The sequence below is a fragment of the Bacillus salacetis genome, assembly GCF_003581585.1.
GTDB classification, from domain to species: domain Bacteria; phylum Bacillota; class Bacilli; order Bacillales; family Bacillaceae_B; genus Rossellomorea; species Rossellomorea salacetis.
This window is the reverse complement of sequence record NZ_QXIR01000031.1, coordinates 1-16,436: the sequence shown is the minus strand read 5'-3', so window position 1 is coordinate 16,436 and position 16,436 is coordinate 1. Positions and strand designations below refer to the sequence as shown.

The following is a 16,436-nucleotide window of genomic DNA, read 5'->3' as shown; positions in this document are numbered from 1 at the left end:
TCCAATTAATCTATTGATTCTAGCAAAGGTTCCCTTTGGGATTCAAAAGAAACGACTTGGAATTTGCATTGCACCATATAAAAAAACAGCTAAAGCATGAAAGCTATAACTGTTTTAAATCTCCAGATAAGATTTCCAGCCCTTTATGAATCTCTGTAATGACTTCTTCATCTTTTTCTTGTGCCAGGATCTTTTGCAAAGCTTTCCCAGCTTCTTCACCACCGATTTTACCCAGGGCCCAGGCAGCCGTTCCCCTGATGACAGGCCTGACATCATTCTGCATCACAGCAATCAAGTCCGGGATCGCTGTTTCATCTTTGTAATGAGCCAATGCAATGATGGCGTTCCTTTGAATCGGCTTCTTGCCTCTCCACGATCCTGACACATGACCGTACTTTTCTTTGAACTCTTTATTACTGATAGTCAGAAGCGGTTTCAACAACGGCTTGGCGATCTCGGGATCAGGTTCCATTTCCCAATGATTATGAAAATCCTTTCCTTTGTTCTCAGGACATACCGTTTGACAGGTATCACAGCCGTACAGCCTGTTGCCCAGCTTGTTCCTGAACTCATCAGGCAGAAACCCTTTGGTCTGTGTCAAGAAAGCAATGCAGCGCTGTGCATTGAGCTGCCCGCCTTCGACGAGTGCACCAGTCGGACAGACATCTACACACTTGTTGCACGTCCCGCACTGGTCCTCCATTGGTTCATCCGGGGCGAAAGGCAAATTGGTAATCATCTCGCCCAAATATACATAGGAACCGAATTCGGGGGTAATGACTGCACAGTTCTTGCCGCTCCAGCCAATACCTGCCCGCTTTGCAACCGCCCTGTCCACAAGCTCCCCGGTATCCACCATGGATTTAAACTGAGCCTGGGGAACCCTGGATTTGATATAGTCCTCCAATTTTGATAAACGGTCTCTTAAAACATGATGGTAGTCCGTTCCCCATGAGGCTCTGCAGAAGATACCGCGGCGTTCGCCTCTTTTGCTCTGTGGAGCATTTTTCATTCTGGAAGGATAAGCGAGAGCAATCGCTATGATTGATTTCGGGCCGTCAAAAATCAGTGAAGGGTCGACTCGCTTTTCAATATCTTTTTCTTCAAAGCCTGACTGATATCCTAGCATTTCCTGCCTCAGCAGCCTGTTCTTCATTTCAGAAAAAGTACCGGCAGTCGTGAATCCAATTTTGTCTATCCCAATTTCTTTGCTGTATTCAATTATATCCTGCTTCAACTTATCAAAATCCATTGCTCTCTCCTCCTTTCAAATATCCGTATTAGATTTCCGTTTCAGGTGCGTGACTCCGCGGGGCGGGCGGTGAATTTAAAAGCGGAAGCGGCCGTTCAGCACTGTACAGATTGGAGGTCTCTCGGATGAGATAAAGGAAACACAACGAACAACGTGAGTTGATGTTGACTTATCGCAAGGAGAGAAACCGAAATCTGCTAGGTGCTGGCCGCTGGAACTAGATTCGCCTCCTCAGCTTCGCCTGCGGGGTCTCACCTGTCCCGCTAATCCCGCAGGAGGTCTCACACCTTCCGCTCCAATCAAATATTAATGTAATCTAGAATCTGATGTTTTTTTATAACAAGCTAAGATAAGTATTATATTATTTCAGCATATAAGACAACTCGTAATAGTTCTTACCGAATTCTATAGTTAAAAACATTAAATTCGCTTAAATGAAATATAGCCGTGTATTATGATAAACTATTTTAAAATAAATGTGGAGGGAAAATTAGTGGAAATTACAATTAACCCTGCGATTGCAGCCAAAGTTCACGGCTTTAAGGCCGGCTTCATTCAATATAATACTATCGAAGTAGATGCATCCCCTCAAATGCTGAAAGGGAGACTTCAGCTGTTTCAGGAATCGATATTCTTTGATTTGCAGGAAAAGCCTGTGACGGAAATCGATGGGGTCTCCCAATGGAGGAAGGTCTTCAAAGCGATCGGGAAAGATCCCAACCGATACCGGCATTCAGCGGAAGCCTTGTACAGAAGGATCAAAAAACAGAATTACCTGCAGACAATCAATTCCGCCATTGACCTGAACAACTTCTTTTCCCTGCAATTTGAAGTACCTATCGGCATCTACGATCTTGATAAGTTACAAGGAGACAGCATTGAACTTAGACTCGGAACAGAAGGTGAAACATACACCGGCTTGAACGGCCGCGAAAATTCCCTTGAAAACCTGATCATTGCTTGTGATGATGCCGGCCCGTTCGGCAGTCCATTCGTCGATTCCTCAAGAGCCCCTGTCTCAGAAGGAACGAAAAACGCTGTGCAAATCATTTTCCTGAAGCCTTCCCTTTCACTAGAAGAAAGTGAAAAGTTGACGAAATCGCTAATGGATATGTTTGTCTCGATACATGGAGGGACAGGCAGCTTTTCAGTTATTGAATGATAAACTCAGTAAAGCAGAGACCGCAGGGTTTCTGCTTTTTAAATAGGCTCTGTTAAATAGTATTGTTGTTTTTTCAAAGGGTAAGTTGACTTCCACTCCAGGTGTGCGATTCCGCTTGGCGGACGGTGAAATAAAAAGAGGAAGCGGCCGTTCAGCGCCGTACGGATTGAAGGGCTCTCGCATGAGATATATGAACCGCGACGAGCAGAGTCGATGATGACTTATTGTAAGGAGAGGGATCGAAATCCGCTGGCCGCTAAGTCCGTTCCGGTGGGTACGGACCCTCGGCCGCTGCAGCTAGACGAGTCCCGCTAGATCCTCAGGAGGTCAAACACCTTCCGCTCCAGTCAACATATACCGAGAAAATAAGAGTCCATTGTAAACTACACGTATCCAAATAATTCCGCATAGATTGGACTGGAATTAATGACCAAAAAATGAACCTAAAAATAAAAGGCTGTTTTCGCATATATTGTTGCTTTCGGAAAAATCCCAGGTGCCGGATTTTCCCCTGTATTCAAAGGTTATGTTATACTCCCGAAAACTTCTCACCGGGGTCTTTACGACGATATACCAGGATATTATTTAAATTTTTTATTGAATAGCAGCAAAGTTTACGAAAAGAGCCAAATAAAAAAACCGCAGAATCTCTCTACGGTCATAGCCATATCTATTTATTCATTTGAAAGCTTATTATATTCATCGTTAATTTCTTTCATTGTTTCGGCAAGCTGTTCTCCCCAGTGATCATTTTTCTTTGTAAATACTACCTCGCCATCCGAATCCAGCATACCATAACCTCTATACGCGACATCTTCATTCTTCATCCCAAACTTATCAATCAGTTCCAATTCAGGGTCAGATATGAAGGGGAGGCTTTTTCCGTATTCTTCCTTCAGTGCTTTGTACAATTCTGACTGCTCTTCAGGGGTATCACCACTTATTATGTACGCATTAACATCCAAGTCTTTAAGAACTTCCAAGTTTTCATGCAGCTGAACCAGCTGCTGTTGACAAAGGCCTCAGGTGTATGTGGTAATAAAAAAGAAGAGGACGGGTTTCTCCTGAGGGAAGGATACTTCATCCTTATCCTGGTTCAAAAGAGTTATCTGTTCACTCATCTTAGCGGCACCACAACCTGAAAGCATTACCGCAGCTATGAGTATAAGTATGAGAAACTTACTTTTCATCATTTAATCCTTTCTCTAATCCAGCTATTAGATTTATTTACTAATTTATAACATTGTTCCCCTCAGTATTGCAATCAATCGACCTTTTTTTATACATCACCATTTTGGCCCTTCCCCTGTCCTTGACAAGCAGGTGCCAAATCTTTATGACTTGGCACCCTGGATACATATTTCTATACCCACCACATATCCGCAGGCTGCTCTTCGATCAAAATCGCTTTCAGGTTCTTCACAGCTCTGGAAAAGCCCTCTTCTATAGACATGATTGGATCTTCGTGTTCAATGCTGACAACATAGTCATACCCGAAGGTCCGCAGCGCACTCATCATATCGGACCACTCCTGCATACTGTGGCCGCAGCCGACCGAGCGGAAAGACCAGGCTCTCGTTTGGACGTTTCCATAAGGCTGCATATCAGTCAGGCCATACATGTTTACATTGTCTTGGTCAATGTAGGTATCCTTGGCGTGAAAGTGATGGATCGCTCCTGCCTTACCCAAGATCTTGATGGCGGCAACCGGATCGATTCCCTGCCACCAAAGATGACTAGGATCAAGATTGGCACCAATCGCTTCGCAGGTTTCTTCCCGCAGCTTCAACATTGTGTATGGTGTGTGGACAAGGAAACCGCCATGCAGTTCCAGCCCGATCTTCACGTTATTCTCTTGGGCAAGCTTGCCCATCACTTTCCAATAGGGGATGAGTTTCTCTTCCCATTGCCATTTCAGAATATCCCCGAATTCATTGGGCCACGGTGACACCGGCCAATTCGGGTATTTTGCTCCTTCGTGATCACCAGCCGTTCCGGAGAAACAATTAACGACCGGAATATTCATGAGCCCTGCAAGTTTTATTGTTTGTTCCAATGCAAGGTGAGATTCTTCAGCAAAGGCTTTATCAGGGGAAATTGGATTTCCGTGGCAGCTGAATGCACTAATGACAAGCCCTCTTGATGTAACTTTCTCCAGATATTCTCTACGTAATTGCTCACTTTCAAGCAGGGAATCCAGGTCACAGTGTGCGCTGCCTGGATATCCCCCTGTACCGATTTCAACAGCATTAAGTCCTGCTTCTTTTACATAATCGAGCATTTCTTCAAAGTTCTTCTGGGAAAATAGAACCGTAAATACACCTAGTTTCATTTATTCTCTTCCTCCTATAGGCAGCCGGATACTATGACCCTTTTCACTGCTCTCGTAAATGGCATCAATGATTTGTGAAACTTTCATGGCCTCCTCAGCTTTGACCACAAGCTCCTCGACCCCTAAACAGCTTTTGATGAAATTCTCCGCTTGCGGCAGACCAGGATCATCTTCCCCTTCTGTCCAATCGATATTACTGTTCAGCAGCATGCCGTGTTTCCGCTGATTAAGGTGAAGAGGGAACAAATCAAGCCCCCCTGTCAGACCGGAGATGCTCATTATTTCTTCATCACCCTGAACATTTGCACTCCAGGACGTTTCAAAGAGCAGGGATGCTCCGTTGTCAAACTTGATGTAGGCGGTTACGTGATCATCCACTTCAAAGGCTTCACGATCGAAATCTCCCCACATATTAACTTCATCTGCAATTCTGCTGAGTTTATTATAGGCAGTGCCAGTGATTTCAACGGGAGACGGGTTTCCCAGCAGCCAGAGGGATAAATCAAGAAAGTGACAGCCGTAGTCAATCAGGCTTCCCCCTCCTTGAAGTTCTTTATTGGTGAAAACTCCCCAGCCCGGGACCTTCCGTCTGCGGACCGCCCTTGCCCTTGCAACAATCGGCTCGCCTATCTCATTCTGGTCAATCAGTTTTTTTGCGGCCCGACTTTCTTTCATAAAGCGATAGTGATAAGCAATGCTTAATATCTTTCCTGACTCTTCTGCCGCATTAATCATGCTCCGGCATTCTTCAGGAGTCAAGGCCATTGGTTTTTCACAAAGAACATGCACCCCTGCTTTCAAGGCAGCAATTGAAATCCCGGCATGAAATTTGTTCGGTGTGCATATGGTCACTGCATCTACATGCGTGAACATGTCATGGTAATCCGGAAACACTTTTGGTATATCAAAAGCTGCAGCCGCTTCTTTTGCTTTTTCCATGTTAGTATCACTGACTGCTTCTATAGAAACACTATCTCTCAAGTGAATATAAGCTGGGATATGCCTGGATTGAGCAATGCCGCCGGCACCTATGATTCCCATCCGTAGTTTTGCCATGTTGTATACACCTCAGCCTATTCTAACAATTCGTTTGGTTTCATTTGATTCAAGCGCAGCCAGTACTACTTGAAGCGACTTCATCCCTTCAAGTCCTGTAACAGCAGGTTCTGTGTCCTCAACAATTGCAGTGACGAACTGATCGATGACATGCGATGTGGACTGGCCTCCGTCTTCATTGGTTTGAATCCCGCCAAGCTCATACTTGACTATTTCCCCTGTTGCATATTGGATGATCAGGGAATGAACCGGATCATCTTCCAAGCGAAGGATTCCCTTCTCACCGTAGATAATAGTTGAGTTGTCTTCATTAGATACATATGACCAGCTTGCCGCGAGAGTCCCTATAATGCCGCTTTCTGTTTTCAGGACACAAACAGCCGTGTCATCTACATCAGCGTTCTTTTTGGCAGTGGTTTCTATGAAGGATCCGACCTCTATGAATTCTTCTCCGAGTATATAGCGCAGAAGGTCTGTTTTGTGGACACCCAGATCACCCATAGCCCCGATGAAGGCTTCATCCTTTCTGAAGAACCAGCTGTCTTTTCCATCTGCGCTCCACCCTTCAGGTCCTCCATGCCCAAAGGCAGAACGGAAGCTGTAAATCTTTCCGATTCCGCCGCTTTCAATAATTTCTTTTGCTTTCTGATGGGATGGAACAAAGCGTTGATTATGGGCAATCATCAATTTTTTACCACTTGTTTCTGCAGCTTGTATCATTTCCAATGCTTCTTCTGCTGATGTAGCCATCGGCTTTTCACATAGAACATTTTTTCCTGCTTTTAATGCGGTCACAGTTATAGGTGCGTGCAGATAATTAGGCGTACAGACACTTACTGCATCAATTTCGGCATCTGCCAGCAGGTCTTGATAAGTTGTATATGCTTTGGCCTGAAACTGGCCAGCCAGCTCTGAAGCACGTTTCTCCACAATGTCACAGACAGCTGCAATTTCAACATACTCATTAGCTTCATATTCAGGGAGATGGCGGTGCCGTGCGATGCTGCCGCAGCCAATTACACCGATTTTTATTTTTTTCATGATATTTCCTCCGTTTCTTTTATTGTTTCCAGCGGTTTGGCATTTCCATATACAGGCCTTTCGTAATTAACAGGTGAAGCCCACTTGATTGCGTTAATGATTACTTTTTGCACATCCTTGTTATAGTAGGTTGGATACGTTTCATGCCCGGGGCGGAAGTAAAATACTTTTCCATTTCCTCGTTTATAAGTGCAGCCGCTCCTGAAGACCTCTCCGCCTTCAAACCAGCTTACCATCACCAATTCATCAGGGGCGGGGATATCAAAATGCTCACCATACATTTCTTCTCTTTCAAGCTCGATGTACTCCCCCAGACCATTAGTAATCGGATGGCCAGGATTGATGATCCATATCCTCTCCTTCTCATCAGCTTCTCTCCATTTAAGGTCACAGGAGGTTCCCATCAACGTTTTGAATATCTTCGAAAAGTGGCCGGAATGCAGGACAATCAGCCCCATACCGTCCAGTACACGCTGCTTGACTCTGTCAACGACTTCATCAGATACCTCCTCGTGTGCGATGTGCCCCCACCATAATAGGACATCTGTCTTTTTGAGCACCTCATCTGTAAGACCATGCTGCTCTTCATCGAGCGTGGCCGTCTTCACCTTGAAATCTTCCTGTCCCAAAAATGAAGCGATGGCACCATGAATCCCTTCAGGATAGACTTCCCGGACTTTTTCATTCTTTTGTTCATGCCGGTTTTCATTCCATATAGTAACGTTTAACATTTTCATACCTCCATAGTTCAGGATTTCGCCGAAATGGATTGCCTGTAATCATTAGGTGTGATGCCTTCATGCTTTTTAAACACTTTACTGAAATACTTTTCATTTTGGTATCCTACTTCATAGGCAATTTCATAGATTTTTAAATAGGAATTCTCGAGAAGTTTTTTTGCTTTCTCCATTCGGATCCCGGTCAAATAATCAGTTATTGTTGCGTCATAATCCTGCTTGAATTTTCTTGAGATATATTCCCTGCTGAGATAGAATCTCTCAGAAATCTGCTGAAGAGTGATATCTTCCTGATAATGGTTTCTCAGATACTCTTCGATCTTCTGTATACTGTTTTTCTCCTTCAGGTACTTTGCGCAGGAAAGGAGCATGACCAATTCCCTGAAATCTTCCGCTTTTTCTTTCTTGAATTTCTCAAGAGAAAATGAGCCATCTTCCTTCCAATAATCCATTTTCTTAATAATTGGAGTGTTTTCGTTTATCTCATATTCTTTTATCCAGTTATTCTTCAGTAACAGAAATTGAGTATCCCAGCTGTCGATTTGCTCAAGGGAAAATACATATTTTTCTTCCAGCAGTTCAAGCAGCCGCCTGACTTGGGATTGGACTTCCTCTACACTTCCTGATTGAAGCCCCCATTTCAATTCATTGGAATAGTCGAGGAGATGGAGCAATGACCTGCTTGTAACTTCCTTGGACGTGACGACTTTTTTAGAAGATAAAAGATCATGCTTCCTTAAAATGTGGTGAGAAGAACTATATGCCTCTTTCATGCTGACTGAACTGGAGCCGAGTGCGACAATAGGCTGGATTTTGCAATATTGATAGATAGCCATACATATATCACTGAGGAGCAGCGGCGCATTCTGTTCATTCCATATTAAGACCACCAGTTCCTCTTCATTAGTGATGTTCCGGAAGCAGACACCTTCATTGTTCTTACTTAACAATTCATTAGCAATGTTGCTCAGTGTGAAAAAGGCCAATTCTTCTTCACATTGAAATGCCTTCATTGCCAGCGGCCTGATCGGTATTAAAGCGATTTTCTTCCCGATATCCTGAAGGCATTGGCCATATTCACTCTTGATCCGGTTTTCAGCAGCCGCCGGCAGTTCACCAGACTGGCATAGACGGGAAAATACCCGGTCCCAATAAAGGGGCTTGACCTCGTTCAGAACCTGGCTTTCTTTCACTTGATTCTTTCTGGACAAGGCCTGTTCATTCCACTCCTCTACCGCTTTTCTCAAAACGTCATTAAGAACTTCAGGTTCAATCGGCTTAAGGATGTAATCAAAACTCTTATAGTAAAGGGCGTTTCTCATATATTCATAATCATCATGTCCGCTCACTACAATGGTCTTACTGCGAAGTTCACATGAGTGCAGCCACTTTAACAGACTGATGCCATCTCTTCGCGGCATTCTCATATCAGTGAAAATAATTTCCGGACGGTGCTCCTTGATCAGTTCAATGGCTTCCTCTCCATCTTCAGCTTCCAAAATGGTGTCAATTCCATGCACTTCCCAATCCCCGAGTAACTTAAGTCCTTCTCTCACATGCCTTTCATCATCAATGATGATTGCCTTCATGATCATCACCTTCCATCCTAGCAGGCAGCCTCATGGTGACTCTGAAGCCTCCGCCTTTTATGTTTTGGAAATCAAGGCTGGCCTGTTGATTGTAGTAAAGCATCAATCTAGTGTATACGTTCTTCAATCCGATACTGGTATTCTCACCAGTCTTATTCTTGGTATCTGTTTTAAAGTAGGCATGCACCTCTCGAAGCCTTTCCTCTGTCACCCCCGCGCCATTATCTTCAATCGTAATGACAAGTTCATTCCCTTTCTGATGGCACTTTAACGCAATCCGCCCTATCCCTTCCCGGATGTCGAACCCATGCTTGAAATAATTTTCAATGACTGGCTGCAGGAGCATCTTGGGTATTTCCGTTTCCCTGATTTCTTCCTCAACTTCCACTGAATATTCAAGATGATCACCAAACCGTTCTTTTTGTAAAAGAAGGTAAGCAGTGGTATAACTGATTTCCTTACTGAGCGGAACGATATCTTCTTCCATATCCATCCCATATCGCATGATTTTGGAAAGGTGCGTAATCAAGGTATAAATCTGCGGCACTTTATTTTTCAAAGCGACCGTACCGATCGATTGCAGCGCGTTATATAAAAAATGCGGATTGATTTGCGATTGAAGGACCTTTAACTGATTTGTCTTATTCTCCAATTCTAATTTGTATTCCCTGTTGATGAGGTGATTGATTCTCGCGATCATCTGCTGAAAACGGGAACCGAGCAGTCCTATTTCATCCGTTCCAAATGATTGGCTTTCAATTTCCATATCCCCTTTTTCCACCTTCTGGATATTTCGGAACAGAACCCGGATTGGAGATGTAATCTTAAAGGATACGAACAGAATCGACAGAATGACAAGTGAAAGCCCGATGATGCCAAACAGAATATTGATTTTGGCTACACTGAAAGCACTCTCATAAAGATTTGCATAAGAAACCCTTTTCACTAAAATCCAGCCGCCGGCAGACGGCGAGAGGCGGTCATACATCATCACGCCATTAAAGGAATCTTCTTTCCAATCAAGAGTGCCTGACCCTTCCTTTGCATCTGCAATTTTCGTTATCCATTCCTGGCTGTCTTGATTACGGGCTATATCCTTACTGGAACTGTAGATCATCTCCCCTTCAGAAGTCAGGAGATAAAATTCTTCGGTATCACTGTTGTATAAGTTCCTGCTTAAATCCAGAATTTTGTCTGGAAGAATCTCCATGGAAATATAAGATAGAACTTCATCATCAGGAACATTTGTAAAAGCACGATGAATAGTGACGATATTCCTCGATTGTTTCTTCCCTTCTTCCTGCTGCGTATAAGACGGCTCAATATACATGTTATAAGGACTTCGCTTTGCCTTCATGAATACATCGTGCATTGCTTCTTTATTCCTTGTAGTAAACACAACTGTAGTATGCTTCGTAGCGGTGATCATACGGTCATCTTCCGCGAAAGATATGCTGACCTTGTTGATGGTATCTTCCGTATAGAGAATCGTTTGCACAACGTTCTTGACCATCCCGGTGGTAAGATAATTGTTCTCATCCCCAGGTAATCTAAGATAATTGATGAAATCAGGATTATTATAGAGTGATAGAGTTAAACTATTTAATTCATTGATATAGTTTTCCAGATTTATTTTTCCTTGGTAAAGCAAGTTGCTGCTTTCCTGGACGACCTCTTCCTCGATTGAATTCTTCGTATATAGATATGTAATGATGATGGAACTGCCAAAAGGAATAATGGTTGAGACCATCAGCAGGATGACAAGCTTGTTCCGGATACTATTCTTCAACATAAAGGTGATCCTCCAAGACCTTATATATACTAGTATAGAATGTATCACAGCAGCATTGGAAGCGTTTTTTTTGATGGCTGCTTTAAAATATAAACAGAAAGCATGCCTATGGAAGACATGCTCTCTATTTCTTATTTCAAATTATCCCAGGTTGTCTGGAAACGCTCAAGCAGGGTATCATAATCGATTTTTCCCGCAGCATATTCCTGGATGGCTGCTGCAAATTCTTTATTGGCACCATCCGGCCACCTGAACCAGGTCCAAGGAATCGTTTTTTCTTCCTTGGAATACTCAAGGATTGATTGTCCGAGATCACCTAGTCCTGCCGGCTCAATATTATCAAAAGCCGGAATGAAGGCAAATTCTTCAGTGATATAGCGTTTACCTGTTTCTGAAGTGACCATCCATTCCAGGAATGTTTTGGCTTCTTCAAGATGTTCGGAGTTTTTATTCAATACCCAGTTATTCGGCACTCCTACAGGCAGTCGATCTGCACTGCTTTCATCATTGCTGAGCGGAATTGGCAGAAAGCCCATATTGATTTCAGGATCAATCTCCGTAATCATATTCTCCGTCCAGTTCCCCTGCTGAAGCATGGCAGTTTCCCCTGAAGCAAACAGCGTAACTTGTGTATTGTAGTCTGTTGTCAGCGGATTATCGTTTGCATATTTCAGTTCAGTATCAAGAACCTCTTTAAACTCTTTGAATTTCTCATTTCCGGTGATTTTTTCAGAGCCGTCATAAAGGCCTTCAATGAATGCAACTGGATCCTCTTGCTGAGCAAATGGGATGTTCAGAAGGTGCTGTCCAATAACCCACCACTCCCCATAGCCTGCAGAGAATGGAGTGATATCCGCTGCTTTCAACTTTTCAGAAGCTGCTTTTAATTCATCGATGGTAGCTGGAGGCTCTGTGATTCCTGCCTTTTCAAATAGATCCTTATTATAGACAAAGCCGTATCCTCCAGGTTTACAGGCATCCCGTAAAGTTTGCCGTCTTCATCCGTCATAGGAACTTTACCGATAGGGAGGACATGGTCAACCCAAGGCTCCTCTGATAGATCTGCCAATTTTTCTTTCCATAGCTCCAATTCTTTAAATCCACCATTATTGAAGATATCGGGCTCTTCCCCAGAAGCAAACTTTGCCTTCAGTGCTGCACCGTAATCCGCGCCGCCTCCCACCGTTTCAAGCTTGACCTTGATGTTCGGATGCTCAGCTTCGAATTCTTTAATCATCTCAGCAAGCTGGTCGGCAATTTCCACTTTAAATTGGAAGAAATTAAGGGTAACTACATCATCCCCTGACTCCGAATTGCCATCTGAATTACCGGAACTGTTTTCAGATGAAGAGCATCCGGCCGCAATACCGAATACTAAAATTAGAGACATACATAAAAGCAGAAATCGTTTCATAAATCGTTAGACCTCCCTGGTACTTAATATTATTTTATATAAATTCCCGGCGTTTACCAGGAACTTTATATCTACTTAATTGATCCTGCAGCAATTCCCTTAATGATATGTTTCTGTAAAAACAGGAAGAAGATGATGATCGGGGTAATCCCAAGTACCAATGCCGCAAGCCCCATGTCCCATTGCTTGGTATATTGAGCAAAGAAAGAACTTGCTGCCAAAGGAATCGTCCTCAGTTCGGCATCCTGCAATACAAGCAAAGGAAGAAGATAGTCATTCCAGATCCACAAAGTGTTTAGGATGATGACAGTGACAGTGATTGGTTTAAGGAGAGGAAAAACAATCCGCCAGAATACACCGAACTGGCTGCACCCATCTATCATTGCAGATTCTTCAATTTCCACCGGCACCGTCTTTACAAAACCATGGTAGAGGAATAAGGACAATGGAACACCAAAGCCAAAATACATGATGATCAGGCCCGGGATGCTATTTGTAAGATGTAATGACCCTCCCAGCTTCATCAGCGGGATCATCACTGTCTGGAATGGAATCACCATCGCTGATACGAACAGGATAAACAAAATCTTGCTGAACTTACCTGGCGTCCGCACCATCTTCCAGGCCGCCATTGAGCTGATGATTACCAAACCGATATTGCTGAAAACGGTTATGATCAATGAATTCCAAAAAGCCCTCGGAAAATTAATGATCTCCCATACCTTTGAGTAGTTGGAGAAAAGAAACTCTTCCGGCCAGGCTGCAGCATCAATCAATATGGCAGCAAACGGCTTAACAGAGTTGATCAATACAAAGTAGAAAGGGATAAGGAAGATCAAGCCGACTGAAATCCCGATGACTTCAAGAATAAACGTCTTTTTTGTATACCGGCCGCCCATTATGCCTCAACCTCCTTCTTCTTCGTAATCATCACTTGAGCTGTCGTAAAGATAGCCACTACCAAAAAGAACAGGATGGACTTTGCAGTTCCCAATCCGTAACGGTTATTTTGAAAAGCTTCCTGATAAATATTGATGGCCACTGACTGAGTCGAATTGAATGGCCCTCCACCAGTCAGGGAGATATTTAAATCAAAGATCTTGAACGCCATTGATATCGTCAGAAAAAAACATATAGTAAATGCAGGAAGTATCAGGGGTATAATGATTTTTGTCAGCATAGCCCAGCCTGAAGCTCCATCGATTTTGGCTGCTTCAAGCAACGATGTATCAACCCCTTGAAGAGCGGCTACATATATAACCATCATGTAGCCGCTGATCTGCCAGGCAAAGACAATGACAATTCCCCAAAAGGCGGTCGTTTCATCCCCGAGCCATGGCATCTTAAAAAATTCGATTCCAGTCAGATTTCCAACCGAAGCAAACCCTTTGACGAAGATGAACTGCCAGATAAAACCCAGAAGCAGACCACCAATCACATTCGGTATGAAAAATACTGTCCGTAATATATTTCTTGTTTTCAAGGCTGCGTTCAGAAGAAGAGCAAAGCAGAAGCCGAGCAGATTACTGATCACAACAGCCGCCAGCATAAACTTTGTGGTGAATTTGAATGATTCATAGAATGCAGTGTCATTCGTAAAGATCTTCGTATAGTTTTCAAACCCTACCCACTGAACAGCAGAACTGACTCCATTCCAAGATGTAAACGAATAATAAAGCCCCATTAAAAAAGGAACAATTTGAATCACAAGGAAAAACAACATTGCTGGACCTACAAAGGCTGCGTAGGTAAAGACGCTCTTATACCTTCTTCTTTTTCTCGCTGCCGCCTTAAGCTGCATCTCCGGCCTCACAGGCCCTGTTTTGATTTTTGTTTCCACCAATATCACCGCCTGTAATATAGTACTTTATTAAAGTATAATGGAAGCGCTTTCCTAAAGAGGTACACTGTATTGACAAAGAAGGGGGAAAATTTTGATTTGTTTGATTTTTCAAAGCGACAGTCACTACCCGATATTCGTCGGAGGTTGTCGATGCTGATTAGAGATCCGTGGAGATTGGTGCAGGTCTAATGCTTGATTTGCTTTTGAGGGATTTAAGGGATGCTTGCTTGAAAGACATTTTCAAGCAGAACACAAAAAAACCTCTCTCTAAAAGAGAAAGGTTTGAGTTTGTATGTATGGAGCGGGTGAAGGGAATCGAACCCTCATCATCAGCTTGGAAGGCTGAGGTTTTACCACTAAACTACACCCGCAATATACATATGGTACCGGTGGCCGGGGTCGAACCGGCACTCCAGAAGGAACACGATTTTGAGTCGTGCGCGTCTGCCAATTCCGCCACACCGGCAAGTGTTGTTTGGAGGCGGCAACCGGATTTGAACCGGTGATAGAGGTTTTGCAGACCTCTGCCTTACCACTTGGCTATGCCGCCAACTATGGAGCGGAAGACGGGATTCGAACCCGCGACCCCCACCTTGGCAAGGTGGTGTTCTACCACTGAACTACTTCCGCAAGATTGGCTGGGCTAGCTGGATTCGAACCAACGCATGTCGCAGTCAAAGTGCGATGCCTTACCGCTTGGCTATAGCCCATTGATATATTGTATGCAGCTAAGAAGTAATTGGTGAAAACTTATGGGGCGACTGATGGGAATCGAACCCACGAATGTCGGAACCACAATCCGATGCGTTAACCACTTCGCCACAATCGCCACAAGTTAAATTGGCAGGGGTAGTAGGAATCGAACCCACACCGGAGGTTTTGGAGACCTCTGTTCTACCTTTAAACTATACCCCTATTTGAAAAGATGGTGGAGGGGGGCAGATTCGAACTGCCGAACCCGAAGGAGCGGATTTACAGTCCGCCGCGTTTAGCCACTTCGCTACCCCTCCACATATTTCCGATGGTGCCGGCAAGAGGACTTGAACCCCCAACCTACTGATTACAAGTCAGTTGCTCTACCAGTTGAGCTACACCGGCACTTCTTGAAAAATGGTGGCTCAGGACGGAATCGAACCGCCGACACATGGATTTTCAGTCCATTGCTCTACCAACTGAGCTACTGAGCCATATTTGTTTCGGCTTCCGCTAAGCTGCGAATCTCTTCGTCAGCGCCCTCATTCACATCCTCACGCACCACAGTGCGCTCCGGTGTTCATTCGGTTGCTTCCTCGACCTTCTTGCTTATCGAAACCCTCTTATTTTGGATGAATATCCATTGAATATCGCTAAGCTGCGAATCTCTTCGTCAGTTCCATCAGCGAAACCCTCTTAGTATTGAGCTATATATTTTATAAAAATGGCGGTCCGGACGGGACTCGAACCCGCGACCTCCTGCGTGACAGGCAGGCATTCTAACCAACTGAACTACCGGACCATGGTATTGCGGGGGCAGGATTTGAACCTGCGACCTTCGGGTTATGAGCCCGACGAGCTACCGAACTGCTCCACCCCGCGACGATTTATGGTGGAGGATGACGGGATCGAACCGCCGACCCTCTGCTTGTAAGGCAGATGCTCTCCCAGCTGAGCTAATCCTCCATAATAATGGTTTTAAAATTTTTCCGCTTCTATATTGCGCTGATGCTTTTTCAAAGGAGGTTTTTCACTTCATTACGCTTGGTAAAAAACCTGGTGACCCGTACGGGATTCGAACCCGTGTTACCGCCGTGAAAGGGCGGTGTCTTAACCGCTTGACCAACGGGCCGTATGTATAATGGCGGAGAGCAAGGGATTTGAACCCTTGAGACAGGGTTACCCGCCTACACGATTTCCAATCGTGCTCCTTCGGCCACTCGGACAGCTCTCCATTTTTTGGCTCCGCAGGCAGGACTCGAACCTGCGACCGATCGGTTAACAGCCGATAGCTCTACCACTGAGCTACTGCGGAATAATAAAGCCTGGCGACGTCCTACTCTCACAGGGGGAGATCCCCCAACTACCATCGGCGCTGAAGAGCTTAACTTCCGTGTTCGGCATGGGAACGGGTGTGACCTCTTCGCCTTAGTCACCAGACAATGTCTTTTTTAAGGACAAGTTCTATTATATCGAGTTATATAATTTTTTCAAGCCTTTTTTAAAAGGTTTTTCAAAAAAATTA

The 16,436-nt window shown here is 44.2% G+C and carries 10 protein-coding genes, 16 tRNA genes, 1 rRNA gene and 2 pseudogenes; 1 reads left to right on the top strand and 28 read right to left on the bottom strand.

Annotation, left to right across the window (positions count from 1 at the left end; genetic code table 11):
* Positions 1-103: 103 nt before the first annotated feature.
* Positions 104-1,252 carry a tRNA epoxyqueuosine(34) reductase QueG gene (gene queG / locus D3H55_RS18475; RefSeq protein WP_119548777.1) on the bottom strand — a complete coding sequence of 383 codons (1,149 nt, stop codon included), beginning with the start codon at positions 1,250-1,252 and terminating at the stop codon, positions 104-106.
* 493 nt (positions 1,253-1,745) lie between these two features.
* Here queG and D3H55_RS18470 point away from each other — a divergent pair, with 493 nt between their 5' ends.
* Positions 1,746-2,414, top strand: a complete 669-nt coding sequence (locus tag D3H55_RS18470; RefSeq protein ID WP_119548776.1) for a B3/B4 domain-containing protein — start codon at positions 1,746-1,748, stop codon at positions 2,412-2,414.
* A gap of 674 nt (positions 2,415-3,088) precedes the next feature.
* On the opposite strand, the pseudogene D3H55_RS18465 reads toward D3H55_RS18470, so the two are convergent.
* The 27 genes and pseudogenes from D3H55_RS18465 to rrf all read right to left on the bottom strand — a co-directional run.
* Positions 3,089-3,421: pseudogene (locus D3H55_RS18465) on the bottom strand (redoxin domain-containing protein); the annotation flags it as partial.
* Positions 3,422-3,777: 356 nt separating this feature from the next.
* A complete protein-coding gene (locus D3H55_RS18460) occupies positions 3,778-4,746 on the bottom strand; it encodes a sugar phosphate isomerase/epimerase family protein (RefSeq protein ID WP_119548774.1) in 969 nt (322 codons plus the stop codon).
* Positions 4,747-5,802, bottom strand: a complete 1,056-nt coding sequence (locus tag D3H55_RS18455) for a Gfo/Idh/MocA family protein (protein ID WP_119548773.1) — start codon at positions 5,800-5,802, stop codon at positions 4,747-4,749.
* 12 nt (positions 5,803-5,814) lie between these two features.
* Positions 5,815-6,843, bottom strand: coding sequence for a Gfo/Idh/MocA family protein (locus D3H55_RS18450; RefSeq protein WP_119548772.1), 1,029 nt, complete (start codon positions 6,841-6,843; stop codon positions 5,815-5,817).
* Positions 6,840-7,574 carry a ThuA domain-containing protein gene (locus D3H55_RS18445; RefSeq protein ID WP_119548771.1) on the bottom strand — a complete coding sequence of 245 codons (735 nt, stop codon included), beginning with the start codon at positions 7,572-7,574 and terminating at the stop codon, positions 6,840-6,842. Before D3H55_RS18445 ends, D3H55_RS18450 begins: the two co-directional genes overlap by 4 nt.
* A gap of 17 nt (positions 7,575-7,591) precedes the next feature.
* Positions 7,592-9,175, bottom strand: a complete 1,584-nt coding sequence (locus tag D3H55_RS18440; protein WP_119548770.1) for a response regulator transcription factor — start codon at positions 9,173-9,175, stop codon at positions 7,592-7,594.
* Positions 9,150-10,961, bottom strand: coding sequence for a cache domain-containing sensor histidine kinase (locus D3H55_RS18435; protein WP_119548769.1), 1,812 nt, complete (start codon positions 10,959-10,961; stop codon positions 9,150-9,152). Before D3H55_RS18435 ends, D3H55_RS18440 begins: the two co-directional genes overlap by 26 nt.
* 131 nt (positions 10,962-11,092) lie before the next feature.
* Positions 11,093-12,375, bottom strand: a pseudogene (locus D3H55_RS18430) (ABC transporter substrate-binding protein).
* A gap of 71 nt (positions 12,376-12,446) precedes the next feature.
* The gene (locus tag D3H55_RS18425; RefSeq protein ID WP_119548768.1) at positions 12,447-13,274 is read right to left on the bottom strand and encodes a carbohydrate ABC transporter permease; all 828 of its coding nucleotides are present in this window, start codon (positions 13,272-13,274) and stop codon (positions 12,447-12,449) included.
* Positions 13,274-14,215 carry a carbohydrate ABC transporter permease gene (locus D3H55_RS18420; RefSeq protein ID WP_119548767.1) on the bottom strand — a complete coding sequence of 314 codons (942 nt, stop codon included), beginning with the start codon at positions 14,213-14,215 and terminating at the stop codon, positions 13,274-13,276. The genes D3H55_RS18425 and D3H55_RS18420 overlap by 1 nt, the downstream gene beginning before the upstream one ends.
* Before the next feature lie 300 nt (positions 14,216-14,515).
* Positions 14,516-14,589 (bottom strand) — tRNA-Gly (locus tag D3H55_RS18415).
* A 10-nt stretch (positions 14,590-14,599) separates the two neighbouring features.
* Positions 14,600-14,684: transfer RNA gene (locus D3H55_RS18410), tRNA-Leu, on the bottom strand.
* A 10-nt stretch (positions 14,685-14,694) separates the two neighbouring features.
* Positions 14,695-14,768 (bottom strand) — tRNA-Cys (locus tag D3H55_RS18405).
* 5 nt (positions 14,769-14,773) lie between these two features.
* Positions 14,774-14,848: transfer RNA gene (locus D3H55_RS18400), tRNA-Gly, on the bottom strand.
* Between the two features lie 5 nt (positions 14,849-14,853).
* Positions 14,854-14,928, bottom strand: a tRNA-Gln gene (locus D3H55_RS18395).
* A gap of 43 nt (positions 14,929-14,971) precedes the next feature.
* A tRNA-His gene (locus tag D3H55_RS18390) sits at positions 14,972-15,047 on the bottom strand.
* 12 nt (positions 15,048-15,059) lie between these two features.
* Positions 15,060-15,133, bottom strand: a tRNA-Trp gene (locus D3H55_RS18385).
* Between the two features lie 11 nt (positions 15,134-15,144).
* A tRNA-Tyr gene (locus tag D3H55_RS18380) sits at positions 15,145-15,228 on the bottom strand.
* A gap of 12 nt (positions 15,229-15,240) precedes the next feature.
* A tRNA-Thr gene (locus D3H55_RS18375) sits at positions 15,241-15,316 on the bottom strand.
* A 13-nt stretch (positions 15,317-15,329) separates the two neighbouring features.
* Positions 15,330-15,405, bottom strand: a tRNA-Phe gene (locus D3H55_RS18370).
* A 231-nt stretch (positions 15,406-15,636) separates the two neighbouring features.
* A tRNA-Asp gene (locus D3H55_RS18365) sits at positions 15,637-15,713 on the bottom strand.
* 6 nt (positions 15,714-15,719) lie between these two features.
* Positions 15,720-15,793: transfer RNA gene (locus tag D3H55_RS18360), tRNA-Met, on the bottom strand.
* An 8-nt stretch (positions 15,794-15,801) separates the two neighbouring features.
* Positions 15,802-15,877, bottom strand: a tRNA-Val gene (locus tag D3H55_RS18355).
* A gap of 91 nt (positions 15,878-15,968) precedes the next feature.
* Positions 15,969-16,043: transfer RNA gene (locus tag D3H55_RS18350), tRNA-Glu, on the bottom strand.
* Positions 16,044-16,053: 10 nt separating this feature from the next.
* Positions 16,054-16,145 (bottom strand) — tRNA-Ser (locus tag D3H55_RS18345).
* A 6-nt stretch (positions 16,146-16,151) separates the two neighbouring features.
* A tRNA-Asn gene (locus tag D3H55_RS18340) sits at positions 16,152-16,226 on the bottom strand.
* 8 nt (positions 16,227-16,234) lie between these two features.
* Positions 16,235-16,351, bottom strand: a 5S ribosomal RNA gene (gene rrf / locus D3H55_RS18335).
* Positions 16,352-16,436: the final 85 nt, after the last annotated feature.